The sequence below is a fragment of the Streptomyces sp. NPDC001980 genome (genome assembly GCF_040296885.1).
Lineage (GTDB): Bacteria > Actinomycetota > Actinomycetes > Streptomycetales > Streptomycetaceae > Streptomyces.
The window spans coordinates 68,721-82,052 of the sequence record NZ_JBEOYD010000022.1; the positions used below are offsets into that span (position 1 = coordinate 68,721).

Sequence of the window (13,332 nt, forward strand, 5' to 3'; positions counted from 1 at the left end):
AGCCAGGTGAGACCGGTGTGACTCAGCTCTCGGGTCGGTCCTCCGGGGCCTTCTCGACCGCCGTGGCGGGCTCGGCCGCCGTGGACTTCGCGGTGCTGATCGCCGGCGTCGAGCCGTTCGCCCCGTTGGTCAGTGCGAGCTCCCTGGGGGAGAGCACCGGCGGGCGGGTGGACGGCGTACGGCGGGAGGAGCCGGTCCACGCGGGCCGCGCGGGCCGCTTGTGGATCGCCGCGAAGACCTCGGCGATCTCCTCCTTGTTCAGGGTCTCCTTCTCCAGGAGCTGGAGCACCAGGTTGTCGAGGACGTCGCGGTTCTCGACCAGGATCTCCCAGGCCTCGTTGTGCGCGTTCTCGATGAGCTTCTTGACTTCCTCGTCCACCAGGGCGGCGACCTCTTCCGAGTAGTCGCGCTGGTGGGACATCTCACGGCCGAGGAAGGGCTCGGTGTTGTCGCCGCCGAACTTGATCGCGCCGAGACGCTCGGTCATGCCGTACTGCGTGACCATCGCGCGAGCGGTGGCCGTGGCCTTCTCGATGTCGTTGGCGGCGCCGGTGGTCGGGTCGTGGAAGACCAGTTCCTCGGCCGCGCGGCCGCCCAGCATGTAGGCGAGCTGGTCGAGCATCTCGTTGCGCGTGGTCGAGTACTTGTCCTCGTCCGGCAGGACCATCGTGTAGCCGAGGGCGCGGCCGCGGGACAGGATCGTGATCTTGTGGACCGGGTCGGAGTTCGGGGAGGCCGCCGCCACCAGGGCGTGGCCGCCCTCGTGGTACGCGGTGATCTTCTTCTCCTTGTCCGACATGATCCGGGTCCGCTTCTGCGGGCCCGCGACCACGCGGTCGATCGCCTCGTCGAGCATCTGGTTGTCGATGAGCTTGCGGTCGCTGCGGGCCGTGAGCAGCGCCGCCTCGTTCAGCACGTTCGACAGGTCCGCGCCGGTGAAGCCCGGGGTGCGGCGGGCGACCGCCGCGAGGTCGACGTCGGGCGCGACCGGCTTGCCCTTCTGGTGGACCTTGAGGATCTCCAGACGGCCCTGCAGGTCCGGCGGGTCGACCGCGATCTGGCGGTCGAAGCGGCCGGGGCGCAGCAGCGCCGGGTCGAGGATGTCGGGCCGGTTCGTCGCGGCGATGAGGATCACGCCGCCCTTGACGTCGAAGCCGTCCATCTCGACGAGCAGCTGGTTGAGCGTCTGCTCGCGCTCGTCGTGACCGCCGCCGAGGCCTGCGCCACGGTGCCGGCCGACCGCGTCGATCTCGTCGACGAAGACGATCGCCGGGGCGTTCGCCTTGGCCTGCTCGAAGAGGTCACGGACTCGGGAGGCACCGACACCGACGAACATCTCGACGAAGTCGGAACCGGAGATCGAGTAGAAGGGGACCCCTGCCTCGCCGGCGACGGCGCGCGCGAGCAGCGTCTTGCCGGTGCCGGGACGGCCGTAGAGGAGCACGCCCTTGGGGATCTTGGCGCCGACGGCCTGGAACTTGGCCGGCTCCTGCAGGAACTCCTTGATCTCGTGGAGTTCCTCGACGGCCTCGTCGCAGCCCGCGACGTCCGCGAAGGTCGTCTTCGGGGTGTCCTTGGTGATGAGCTTCGCCTTGGACTTGCCGAAGTTCATGACCCGGGAGCCGCCGCCCTGCATCTGGTTCATCAGGAACAGGAAGACGACCACGATGAGGACGAAGGGCAGCAGGGAGAGCAGGACGCTCACGAAGGCGTTCTGCTTGGTCGGCGCGACGGTGTAGCCGTCGGGGATCTGCTTGTCCTGGTACTTGGTCTGCAGCGTGTTGGCGAGGGTGACGCCCTGGTCGCCGATGTAGCTCGCCTGGATCTTCGAGCTGCCGTCGACCTTCTCGCCGCTCTTGAGCGTGACCTTGATGGTCTGCTCGTCGCCGGTGGTCAGCTTGGCCGATTCCACCTTGTTGTCATTGATCGCCGCCACGACCTGGCCGGTGTCCACCGTCTTGTAGCCGCCGGACGAGCCGACGACCTGCATCAACACGACCACGGCAAGGACGGCCAGCACGATCCACATGACCGGCCCACGGAAGTATCGCTTCACGTCCATCCATACGGAGCGGTGTCGCCCCGTCCCTCCTGCCATAGTGAGTTTGATAAGACAGTTCTTCTGACGGTACCCCAGCATTGTGGCCCGAAGCCGCACGAAGCTGCGCGGACGACTGGTGAAACCCGTCTCTGCATGCTCCAACGGCGCGAAACCCGCTGGGGTTCCCGATCGTCTTACGTAAGTGGACCCTCCGGCGTATCAGCCGGGGTTCAGCCGCCGTAGACGTGAGGCGCGAGCGTACCGACGAACGGGAGATTGCGGTACTTCTCCGCGTAGTCGAGGCCGTAGCCGACGACGAACTCGTTGGGGATGTCGAAGCCGACCCACTCGACGTCGATGGCGACCTTGGCCGCGTCCGGCTTGCGCAGCAGGGTGCAGATCTTCAGGGTCTCGGGCTCGCGGGAGCCGAGGTTGTTGATCAGCCAGGACAGGGTCAGGCCCGAGTCGATGATGTCCTCGACGATCAGGACGTGCCGGCCCTTGATGTCGGTGTCGAGGTCCTTGAGGATCCGCACCACACCGGAGGACTGGGTGCCCGCGCCGTACGAGGACACGGCCATCCAGTCCATGGTGACGGGGGTGGACAGCGCCCGGGCGAGGTCCGCCATGACCATCACGGCGCCCTTGAGGACGCCGACGATGAGCAGGTCCTTGCCCGCGTACTCCGCGTCGATCTTCGCGGCCAGCTCGGCCAGCTTCGCGTCGATCTCTTCCTTGGTGATGAGCACCTGCTGGAGGTCGGCACCCATGTCTTTCGCGTCCACCCGCATCACTTTCGGTCGGTCGTCCCACCGGCGTACCCGGCCCTTCGCAGGAGCGCCGGTGAGCGCTCCAGCAGGTCGGGATTCAGCCTTGCCGAATCACCAGTCTGCCACCCTGGCGCTGGGCGACGACTTTGCCGGGGAGATTGATGCCCCCCTGGCCTCGCCAGCCGGTGATGAGGCGGTCGACTTCCTCGATGTGCCGGGCGAACAGGGAGCCGGCCGGTGCGCCCGCCTCGATGGCCGCGCGGCGCAGGATCCGGCGGCGTACCGCGGGGGGCAGGGCGTAGAGCTTGGCGCACTCCAGCAGGCCCGCGGCGTCCCGTACGGAGGCCTCGGCCTGGCTGGCCCAGGTGTCGAGGGCGTCGGCGTCGTCGCGGGAGAGCTGGGCGGTGCGGGCGAGCGCCTCGACGACGCCCTTGCCGAGGGCCTTCTCCAGGGCGGGCAGGCCCTCGTGGCGGAGCCGGGAGCGGGTGTAGGCCGGGTCCGCGTTGTGAGGGTCGTCCCAGACGGGCAGGGACTGGACCATGCAGGCCTTGCGGGCGGTCTGGCGGTCCAGCTGGAGGAACGGGCGGCGGTAACGGCCGCCGGCCCCCGAGACCGCGGCCATTCCGGACAGGGAGCGGATGCCGGAGCCGCGGGCCAGGCCGAGCAGGACGGTTTCGGCCTGGTCGTCCCTGGTGTGGCCGAGCAGGATCGCGGCGCCGCCGTGCCGTTCGAGCGCGGCGTCCAGGGCGGCGTAGCGGGCGTCCCGGGCGGCGGCTTCGGGTCCGCCGTCGCGGCCGACGGTCACGGTGATGGACTCGACCGGGTCGAGGCCGAGTTCGCGCAGCCGCAGGACGACCTCCTCGGCGCGCAGGTCGGAGCCGGGCTGCAGGCCGTGGTCGACGGTGATGCCGCCCGCGCGGATGCCGAGCTTGGGGGCCTCGAAGGCGAGGGCGGAGGCGAGCGCCATGGAGTCGGCGCCGCCGGAGCACGCGACGAGGACGAGCGGGGAGGGGGGCCGCTCGTTCGGTGTCTGCTCCGGGATCTCGGGGACCTCGGGGAGGCCGCCGGCGGGGCGCGCGAGGCGCACGCCGATGCGCCCACCGGAGCGCTCACCGGCGGTACGGCTGTGGCGGCTGTCGTCGGTGAGGATGTCGTGGAGGACGCGGCGGACCGCCAGGCGTATCGCCGCGACCGCAGGATGGGGACCCATGTCCGGTTCCCTTCATGAAGTTTTCGGGGGGTGAACCCGAGATCGGTCACTCAGAGTATGTAGATGGTGACAGAAACGGGCCGTTCCCCGAGCATCGCACGCCTACCCATCGCTCACGGTCCCTCGGACGGGTGATTGGAGGGGCGTTCGCCTGCCGTCGGCCGGTTTCCGTTCACCACACATCCGCTCGTTCACGACTCGGACTTGCGGTGCACCCGCGCGACCCAGTCCGCCGGTTTGGCGATCTCCGCCTTGGTCGGCAGGGTGTTCGGGGAGGTCCACACCCGGTTGAAGCCGTCCATGCCGACCTGCTCGACGACGGCCCGCACGAAGCGTTCGCCGTCCCGGTACTGACGGAGTTTGGCATCCAGGCCGAGCAGCTTGCGCAGGGTCATGTCGAGACGGGAGGCGCCCTTGGCGCGCCGCTGCTGGAACTTCTCGCGGATCTCGGCGACGGTCGGCACGACCGCGGGTCCGACGCCGTCCATGACGAAGTCGGCGTGGCCCTCCAGGAGGGACATGACGGCGGTGAGCCGGCCGAGGATCTCGCGCTGGGCCGGGGTCTGCACGAGTTCGACGAACGACCGTCCGCCGTCGTCCTCCTCGGCCTCGGGGCGGCTCCCGGCGAGGGACTGGGCGGCGTCCCGGATGCGTTCGAGCACGGTCATCGGGTCGACGTCGGTCTCCGACAGGAACGACTGGATCTCGCCCTCCAGATGGGCGCGCAGCCAGGGCACCGCCGTGAACTGGGTGCGGTGCGTCTCCTCGTGGAGGCAGACCCACAGGCGGAAGTCGTGGGGCTGGACGTCGAGTTCGCGCTCCACGTGGACGATGTTGGGGGCGACGAGCAGCAGCCGGCCGCCGCCGTTCTGGTCCGCCGGGAGGTCGCGGGAGGAGGGGGCGAAGGTCTCGTACTGGCCGAGGACCCGGGACGACAGGAACGACAGGAGCATGCCGAGCTCCACGCCGGTGACCTTGCCGCCGACCGCGCCGAGGACCGCGCCGCCGGGGGTGCCCGCGCGCCGCTCCTGCATCTTCTCGAGCAGCGGCTTGAGGAGTTCACGGAAACCGGCGACGTTCGCCTTGACCCAGCCGGGCCTGTCCACCACCAGAACGGGGGTGTCGTGAATGTCGTCGGTCCCCATACGAGTGAAGCCCCGGACGTGTTCCTCCGAGGCCTTCGCGTGCCGCCGCAGTTCCGCGACGATGCCCCGGGCCTCGTCGCGGCTCACCTCGGGCCCCGGCCGCACGAGCCGGGTCGCGGTCGCCACCGCGAGATTCCAGTCGACCATCCCAGAAGAAGCAGCGCCACCGATGCTCGTCATGCGTCAACCGTACGTTAGCGCTCCCACTTGGGGCAGGCCGTGGGGGTTGGTGAGGTTGGCGTGACTTGTGCGGTGGGGTGGGTTGGGGGGCTTGCGTCGGCAGGGGCGGGGTCGGTTTTCGGGTGCCCGGCGGGCGGCGCGCGGCGGGCCGTGGTTACAGGCCCGCCAGGGCCGTTGCCGTCTTGTCCAGGGCCTGCTGGGCCGCTACCGGGTTTGTCGTGTTCGACGTCAGGAAGGCGAAGGCCAGGAGGCGGCCGTCCTTGTCGACGACCGTGCCCGCGAGGGTGTTGACGCCGGTGAGGGTGCCGGTCTTCGCGCGTACGACGCCTGCCGCGCCGTCCGTGTAGCGGCCGGTGAGGGTGCCCGTGAAGTGGGCGACGGGGAGGCCGGTGAGGACCGCGCGCAGGCCTGGCCGTTCGACGTCGGCGGCCTTGACGAGGAGGGCGGTGAGGAGGTTCGCCGTCAGCCGGTCGTCGCGGTTCAGGCCGCTGCCGTCGTTGAAGGAGGCTCCGGCCATCGGCAGGCCCAGCTCGGTCAGCTGGGCGTCGATCGCGGCCGCTCCCCCGTCGAAGCTGGCCGCCTTGCCGCTCGCGAGCGCCGTCTGGCGGGCCAGGGCCTCGGCGATGTCGTTGTCGCTGTTGGTCAGCATGCGCTCGACGACGGCGGACAGCGGCGGCGAGGCGACGGTGGCGAGGGTCTCGGCCCGGCTGCTCGCCTTGGAGGTGCCCGGTGCCGAGGTCTTGATGCCGGCGTCCGCCAGGAAACCCGCGAACTTCCGTGCCGCGTCGGCCGCCGGGTCGCTCACCCGGAGCACGGGTCCCTCGGTGGAGTCGTTGGTGCGGGCCTCGTCGGCCATCAGGGGGCTCACGCGCGCGAGGTTGTCGTTGACGCCGATGGAATGCAGGTCGGGGCCGGAGTAGAGCGTGGTGTCGTACGAGAGGGTGATCTGCTTGATGCCCCGCGCGGTCAGCGATTTCGCCGTCTCGGTGGCGAGGGTGCGCAGGCTGGCCCAGCCGGCCGCGTCCTTGCGGGCGGTCAGGGTGGGGTCGCCGCCGCCGACCAGGACGACCTCCCTGGTGCCGGGTTCGAGGGCCACGCGCGTGGTGATGCGGTGATCGGGGCCCAGGGCGGAGAGGGCGGCGACGGCGGTGGCGATCTTGGTGGTGGAGGCGGGGGTCAGGGCGATGTCGGCGCCGGAGCCGTACAGGCGGCTGCCGGTGGCCACGTCGACGACCACGGCGGTACGGGTGCTGCCGAGCGCCGGGGCCTTCAGGAGAGGCCCCAGGAGGTTCGTGACGGCCGTTCCGGAGATGCCGACGGACTTTCCGGCGGGCGCCGACTTCACGGTGTTCGTGGCGCCGTCCAGCCCCGTGAGGACGGGTCCGGCGCTGGGCGCCGGGCCGGGCGCGCCGTCGGCTGTGACGGAGTCCGCACCGGAGCCGTGATCTGTGCCACCCGACCGCTCCAGGGCGGCGGCCCGGTCCCGCTCGGCCGTACGCTGACCGTTGGCGTCCCAGGGGCCCGCCGCGGTCACCACACCGGCGGCCAGCGCGAGCCCGGCCGTGGCGGCGCCCGCGGTGTACTGCCAGGTCCTGAGGATCCGGGACCGGGGTCGAGGGGGGCGGACCAGGGTGGCCAGCCGGGGTCCCGTCGCGCGCGCGACGCGTGCGAGCCGCGGTCCCACCGCTCGCCACAACCGCGCGACCTGCGGTTTCGTGGCGTTCACCAGGCGTGCCAGCCGCGGTCGTACGGCTCCCGCGATCTTCCGCACACGCGGTTTCGCGGACTGCCAAGGCCTCAGCTCTGGCACGACCACCAGCCCCTTTCGCGATCACACACCTGCGTGGGGGACACTTAACCATCAGAACTATGTGTTGATCATGGAGGAGCCACCGGTGGAGTTCGACGTCACGATCGAGATCCCGAAGGGTTCGCGGAACAAGTACGAGGTGGACCACGAGACCGGTCGGATCCGCCTCGACCGTCGTCTCTTCACCTCGACCGCCTACCCGACCGACTACGGATTCGTCGAGAACACCCTCGGCGAGGACGGCGACCCGCTGGACGCGCTGGTCATCCTGGACGAGCCGACGTTCCCGGGCTGCCTGATCAAGTGCCGCGCGATCGGCATGTTCCGGATGACGGACGAGGCCGGCGGCGACGACAAGCTGCTGTGCGTCCCGGCGACCGACCCGCGCGTGGAGCACCTGCGCGACATCCACCACGTGTCGGAGTTCGACCGCCTGGAGATCCAGCACTTCTTCGAGGTCTACAAGGACCTGGAGCCCGGCAAGTCCGTCGAGGGCGCCAACTGGGTGGGCCGCACCGACGCCGAGGTGGAGATCGAGCGGTCGTACAAGCGCTTCAAGGAGACGGGCGGTCACTGAGACCACCCCGGTAGGCCAACACCGGGAAACGGGCCGCACGCACGCGTGGGGCCCGTTTTTCGTGCCCGGGTTCTTCCCCGCGGCCGGTTTTCGTGTCCGCCGTGTGGTCACGCGCATACTGAGGCTGTCGTGAAAGGTGTCGTTCAGGGAGCGTTACGACGGTGACGGAGGCGGAGGACCGCAAGCCCAGGTCGGACGAGGCGCGGTACGACCCGGAGCTCACGTCCGAGTTCGCCGTCCCCCGGGGCATCGAGGTCCCCGAGGGCGGCGGTGAGCCGGAGACGACGTCCGAGTTCGCGGTGCCGGAGGGACTCGCGGCGCCGCAGCCGGCGGGTGCCGAGCCGGAGGGGTCGGCGTTCAGCCTGCCGAGCACCTACAGCGCCCACGAGGCCCCGCCCGTCTTCACACCCGCCTCCGGGTTCCCCGCGGTCAGCCTCGTCAAGGACGCGCCCTGGCAGGACCGGATGCGCACGATGCTGCGCATGCCGGTGGCCGAGCGGCCGGCCGTGGAGCCGGTGCAGAAGGCCGAGGAGGGCGCTCCCGCCGTCCCGCGCGTGCTCGACCTGACCCTGCGTATCGGGGAGTTGCTGCTGGCGGGCGGCGAGGGCGCGGAGGACGTGGAGGCCGCGATGTTCGCGGTCTGCCGGTCGTACGGGCTCGACCGGTGCGAGCCGGGCGTCACCTTCACGCTGCTGGCGATCTCGTACCAGCCCTCGCTCGTCGACGACCCCGTGACCGCGTCCCGGACGGTGCGGCGGCGCGGGACCGACTACACGCGCCTGTCCGCCGTCTTCCGGCTCGTGGACGACCTCACCGACCCCGAGACCCATGTCTCCCTGGAGGAGGCCTACCGGCGGCTCGCGGAGATCCGCCGCAACCGGCACCCGTACCCCGGCTGGGCGCTGACCGCCGCGAGCGGGCTGCTCGCCGGGGCCGCCTCCGTGCTGGTCGGCGGTGACCTGCTGGTGTTCGTGGCGGCCGCGATCGGCGCGATGCTCGGCGACCGGCTGGCGTGGCTGTGCGCGGGGCGGGGGCTGCCGGAGTTCTACCAGTTCATGATCGCCGCGATGCCCCCGGCCGCGATCGGGATCGCCTTCTCGCTCGCCCACGTCGACGTCGCGGCGTCCGCCGTCGTCACCGGTGGACTCTTCGCGCTGCTGCCCGGACGGGCCCTCGTCGCGGGCGTCCAGGACGGGCTCACCGGCTTCTACATCACCGCCGCCGCGCGCCTGCTGGAGGTCATGTACTTCTTCGTCGGCATCGTCATCGGGGTGCTGACGGTCCTGTACTTCGGCGTGAAGCTGGGCGGCCGGCTCAATCCCGACGCGGCACTGGTCGGCTCCGAACGGCCGCTGCTGCAGATCGCCGCGTCGATGGTGTTGTCGCTGACCTTCGCCGTCCTGCTCCAGCAGGAACGATCCACCGTGCTGGCCGTGACCCTCAACGGCGGTGTGGCGTGGTGCGTCTACGGTGCGATGCACTACGTCGGGGGGATCTCGCCGGTCGCCTCCACGGCGGTGGCGGCGGGGCTGGTGGGGTTGTTCGGGCAGTTGCTGTCGCGGTACCGGTTCGCCTCCGCGCTGCCGTACACGACGGCGGCGATCGGGCCGCTGCTGCCGGGGTCGGCGACCTATTTCGGGCTGCTGTCGATGGCTCAGAACGAGGTCGACAAAGGGCTGGTGTCGCTGGCCAAGGCGGCGTCGCTCGCCATGGCCATCGCCATCGGGGTCAATCTGGGGTCGGAGATCTCCCGGCTGACCCTGCGGGTGGGGTCGGCGGGGAAGCGTCGGGCCGCGAAGCGGACGAGGGGGTTCTGAGCGCCTCAGGGGGAGCCGGTGCGGGTCCGTCGGCGGGTGCGGGTGCGTCGTGGCTTGTCGCGCGGTCCCTCCCCCAGCCTTCGGCCGGGGGTACCCCCAGCGCCCCTTAGGGGCGGTACTGCTGGTCCTCGCTGTACGGGTACGGGTTCTGCTGCTGGCCGTAGCCGTTCTGGTCGTAGCCGCCCTGGTCGTAGCCGTTCTGGTCGTAGTACGGCTGCTGCTGGCCGTACCCGTACTGCTGCTGGGACTGGGGCTGGGGCTGCTGGCCGTACTGCTGCTGGGGCTGCTGGGGCTGCTGGGGCTGCTGCGGGGTGTACGTCGGCTCGATCCTGCGGAGCTGGGTCGTCGCGTCGTCCATCACCGGGGGTGCCGGGTACTGCCGGACCGGCTCCTGCTCCGGCTCCTGGGCCGCCGCCTTCTTGCCCTTCGCGCGGGCCCGCAGGAACTCGATGATGATCGGGACGACCGAGATCAGGACGATCAGGATCAGGATCGCCTCGATGTTGCTCTTGACGAAGTCGATCTTGCCGAGCCAGGAGCCGAGCAGGGTGACGCCGGCGCCCCACAGGACGCCGCCGATGACGTTGAAGGTGAGGAACGAGCGGTAGGCCATGCCGCTGACGCCGGCGATGATCGGCGTGAACGTGCGGATCACCGGCACGAAGCGGGCCAGGATCAGGGACTTGGGGCCGTGCTTCTCGAAGAACTCGTGCGCCTTCGCCACGTTCTCCTGCTTGAAGAGGCGGGAGTCCGAGCGGTTGAAGAGCGTCGGGCCGACCTTCTTGCCGAACATGTAGCCCGCCTGGTCGCCGAGGATCGCGGCGAGGCAGATCAGGCCGATGGCGCCCCACAGCGGGAAGTCCAGCTGGTTCGAGGTGATCAGCAGGCCGCAGGTGAAGAGGAGGGAGTCGCCCGGAAGGAAGAAGCCGATCAGGAGGCCGGACTCGGCGAAGACCACCAGGAGCAGGCCCCAGATGCCGAACGAGTCGAGAAGTTGGTTCGGATCCAGCCAGCTCGGGCCGAGAGCGAGCGTCATAGCGGTTCCGGTCGTCACGGTTCCGGGCTCCTGAAGGGGGAAGGCACGTCGGGTTCCTTGTGCGGGCGCACAAAGCTATCAACGTAATGTGTCCGCCCCAGGTTCCACCGGTGGAACCTGGATGGACTGTGCCCGGCCTGGGGAATGGCTGTGGACATGGGTATCGAAGAGTACGGCGGCGGTCAGGGACCGCAGGCCGATGTGCTGGTCGTCACCACGAACGACGTTCCCGGGTACCGGGTGCGGGAGGTCGTCGGCGAGGTCTTCGGGCTGACCGTGCGCTCCCGGCACCTGGGCAGTCAGATCGGCGCGGGTCTGAAGTCGATGATCGGCGGCGAGCTGAAGGGGCTGACGAAGACGCTCGTCCAGACCCGGAACCAGGCCATGGAACGGCTCATCGAGCAGGCACGCGCGCGTGGGGCCAACGCGGTGCTGGCCTTCCGGTTCGACGTGACCGAGGCCGCGGACGTGGGGACCGAGGTCTGCGCGTACGGCACCGCCGTCGTCATCGACAGGGAGTAGGTCCGACCCGGGTCACGCCGACTGCCGGGCCGCGTTCGCCTCGATCGCCTCCTTCAGGTGCTCGGCCAGGCCCGGGGCCATCGAGTCGTAGAAGGCCTTGAAGCGCTCGTCGGACACGTACATCGCGGCGAGGCAGCGGTGCATCTCGGGCGGGCAGTCGTAGAACCAGGCCGAGATGTGCCGCCGGTGTTCCTCCGCCATGTCCATGGCCCGTTCGCCGGCCGGCGGCTCGGCGGCGGTCACCAGGGCGGCGTAACGCGCGCTCCAGTCGTCGACCTCGGCCTTCATGCGCTGCCAGTCGGCCTTGGTGTAGCGGGCCGCGCGGCGCTGGGACTCGGCGTAGGCCTCGGTGCCGCCCCAGCGCTGCTCGGCCTCCTCGGCGTACTGCTCGGGGTCCTTGTCGCCGAAGACCTCGAAGCGTTCCTCGGGGGTGAGGTTGATGCCCATCCTGCGTGCCTCCATGGCGTGCTCCACGGCCGCGGCCATCTTCTGCAGCTGCTCGATCCGGGCGGTCAGCAGCTCGTGCTGCCGGCGCAGGTGCGCGCGGGGGTCCGCCTCCGGGTCGTCGAGCAGGGCCGCGACCTCGTCGAGCGGGAAGCCGAGCTCCCGGTAGAACAGGATCTTCTGCAGCCGGTCGAGGTCGGCGTCGCCGTAGCGCCGGTGTCCCGCGGTGCTGCGCTCGCCCGGCACCAGCAGGCCGATCTCGTCGTAGTGGTGCAGGGTGCGCACGGTGACGCCGGCGAACCCGGCGACCTGTCCTACGGAGTAGTTCACTTCCGCTCCTTTCCGTGCTCCACCCTGGGTCCTCACGTCACGTGAGGTGCAAGCCCGTTCCGCGCGGGAGCCTTCGGATCCCATACGGCGCACATTTCGGGATGTTGAGCCAGTTTTGCCCCCTTATGGTGAGCCCGTGGCCCAGGACACCGCGCAGCAGGCGCTCCCCATCCCGCCCCCGGCCCCCGCGCGTGCCCTGCTGCCGCTGATCCTGCCCGCTCTCGTCGTCGGTGTCGGCAGCAGCCTGCTGTTCCTGCTGGTGAGCTCGCTGGCCGAGCGGTTGCAGCACGTGCTGTGGAACAACCTGCCGGACGCGCTGGGCATCGGACGGTACTCGGTGCTGTGGATGCTGGTGATGCTGACGGCCACCGGGATCGCGGTGGGGCTGGTGGTGTGGAAGGTGCCGGGGCACGCGGGGCCCGATCCGGCCACCCTGGGCCTGGAGGCGGTGGCGCTGCCGCCGGCCGTGCTGCCGGGGCTGGTGCTGGCGACCGTGCTGATGCTGGCGGGCGGGCCGAGCCTCGGTCCGGAGAACCCCCTCATCGCCGTCAACGTCGGGCTCGCGCTGTGGCTGGGGCGGCTGGCGATGCCCCGGCTGCCGGGCTCGCTGTGGCCCGCGCTGGCCGACGCGGCGACGCTGGGCGCGCTGTTCGGGACGCCGGTGGCGGCGGCCCTGGTGATCTCCGAGGCGCTGGCCGGGAAGCCGCTGAAGGGGGCGCTGTGGGACAACCTCTTCGGGCCGCTGATGGCCGCGGGGGCGGGTTCGATGACGACCGCCCTGGTGGCCCGCCCCACCCTGGACCTCGGGCTGCCCGCGCTCGGCCACCCACGCTGGCCCGATCTGCTGGCGGTCCTGGTGATCGCGCCCGCGGCCGCACTGCTCGGCATGTGCGCCGTCTACGCCTTCCCGTCCGTCCACGGCGCCTTCCGGCGCCTCGGGCACCCCATGGTGGCCCTTCCGGTCGGCGGGCTGGTACTGGGCCTTCTGGGGGCACTGGGCGGCCATCTGACGCTCTTCAAGGGGCTGGACGAGGTCGCGGAGCTGGCGAAGGACCCGGAGGGCTGGTCGGCCGGGCAGTTCGCCGCGATGGCGGTCGTCAAGCTGGCCGCGCTGCTGGTGGCCGCCGCCTGCGGTTTCCGCGGTGGCCGGATCTTTCCCTCGGTGTTCATCGGCGCCGCCCTCGGGCTGTGCGCCCACGCCCTGGTGCCCGCGGTCCAGCCGTCGGTGGGCGTGGCGGCGGGTGTGCTGGGCATGCTGTTGGCGATCACCCGGCAGGGCTGGGTGAGCCTGTTCACGGCCGCGGTGCTCGTGGCCTCGGCGAGCGTCGTCGCGTTGCTGTGCATCGCGTCGCTGCCAGCGTGGCTGCTGGTGACCGGGCGGCCGAGAATGCAGTTGCGGGCGGACGGTACGGCCCTGCGCTGATCCTTGTGAATTCTCTCGTGTCGTTCA

The 13,332-nt window shown here is 70.6% G+C and carries 11 protein-coding genes; 4 read left to right on the forward strand and 7 right to left on the reverse strand.

Going from position 1 to position 13,332, the window contains the following annotated elements; all coding sequences use genetic code 11:
• Positions 1-22: 22 nt before the first annotated feature.
• From ftsH to dacB, 5 genes are all read right to left on the reverse strand, one after another.
• Entirely contained in the window at positions 23-2,062 is a 2,040-nt protein-coding gene (gene ftsH, locus ABT137_RS29770; protein WP_351714195.1) for an ATP-dependent zinc metalloprotease FtsH, read from the reverse strand.
• Between the two features lie 209 nt (positions 2,063-2,271).
• Complete coding sequence (gene hpt, locus ABT137_RS29775; protein ID WP_093500061.1) at positions 2,272-2,832, reverse strand: hypoxanthine phosphoribosyltransferase; 561 nt, start codon at positions 2,830-2,832, stop codon at positions 2,272-2,274.
• A 76-nt stretch (positions 2,833-2,908) separates the two neighbouring features.
• On the reverse strand, positions 2,909-4,021 hold the full coding sequence (gene tilS, locus ABT137_RS29780; protein WP_351714196.1) for a tRNA lysidine(34) synthetase TilS: 1,113 nt from the start codon (positions 4,019-4,021) through the stop codon (positions 2,909-2,911).
• 191 nt (positions 4,022-4,212) lie between these two features.
• Positions 4,213-5,346, reverse strand: coding sequence for an Rv3626c family coenzyme F420 biosynthesis-associated protein (locus tag ABT137_RS29785; protein ID WP_351714197.1), 1,134 nt, complete (start codon positions 5,344-5,346; stop codon positions 4,213-4,215).
• A 154-nt stretch (positions 5,347-5,500) separates the two neighbouring features.
• Complete coding sequence (gene dacB, locus ABT137_RS29790) at positions 5,501-7,117, reverse strand: D-alanyl-D-alanine carboxypeptidase/D-alanyl-D-alanine endopeptidase (protein ID WP_351714198.1); 1,617 nt, start codon at positions 7,115-7,117, stop codon at positions 5,501-5,503.
• A gap of 124 nt (positions 7,118-7,241) precedes the next feature.
• On the opposite strand from dacB, the gene ABT137_RS29795 reads away from it, so the two are divergent.
• Positions 7,242-7,733 (forward strand): inorganic diphosphatase, encoded by a 492-nt coding sequence (locus tag ABT137_RS29795; protein ID WP_351714199.1) that lies wholly within the window; start codon positions 7,242-7,244, stop codon positions 7,731-7,733.
• Positions 7,734-7,894: 161 nt separating this feature from the next.
• The gene (locus tag ABT137_RS29800) at positions 7,895-9,550 is read left to right on the forward strand and encodes a threonine/serine exporter family protein (RefSeq protein ID WP_351714200.1); all 1,656 of its coding nucleotides are present in this window, start codon (positions 7,895-7,897) and stop codon (positions 9,548-9,550) included.
• A gap of 106 nt (positions 9,551-9,656) precedes the next feature.
• Here ABT137_RS29800 and ABT137_RS29805 read toward each other — a convergent pair whose 3' ends face one another.
• Positions 9,657-10,586: a DedA family protein gene (locus ABT137_RS29805; RefSeq protein WP_351714262.1), complete on the reverse strand. Its 930-nt coding sequence runs from the start codon at positions 10,584-10,586 to the stop codon at positions 9,657-9,659.
• Between the two features lie 156 nt (positions 10,587-10,742).
• Here ABT137_RS29805 and ABT137_RS29810 point away from each other — a divergent pair, with 156 nt between their 5' ends.
• On the forward strand, positions 10,743-11,108 hold the full coding sequence (locus ABT137_RS29810; RefSeq protein WP_351714201.1) for a YbjQ family protein: 366 nt from the start codon (positions 10,743-10,745) through the stop codon (positions 11,106-11,108).
• 12 nt (positions 11,109-11,120) lie between these two features.
• On the opposite strand, the gene ABT137_RS29815 is transcribed toward ABT137_RS29810, so the two are convergent.
• Positions 11,121-11,882 (reverse strand): MerR family transcriptional regulator, encoded by a 762-nt coding sequence (locus ABT137_RS29815; RefSeq protein ID WP_351714202.1) that lies wholly within the window; start codon positions 11,880-11,882, stop codon positions 11,121-11,123.
• Positions 11,883-12,018: 136 nt separating this feature from the next.
• Here ABT137_RS29815 and ABT137_RS29820 point away from each other — a divergent pair, with 136 nt between their 5' ends.
• The gene (locus ABT137_RS29820; RefSeq protein ID WP_351714203.1) at positions 12,019-13,305 is read left to right on the forward strand and encodes an ion channel protein; all 1,287 of its coding nucleotides are present in this window, start codon (positions 12,019-12,021) and stop codon (positions 13,303-13,305) included.
• Positions 13,306-13,332: the final 27 nt, after the last annotated feature.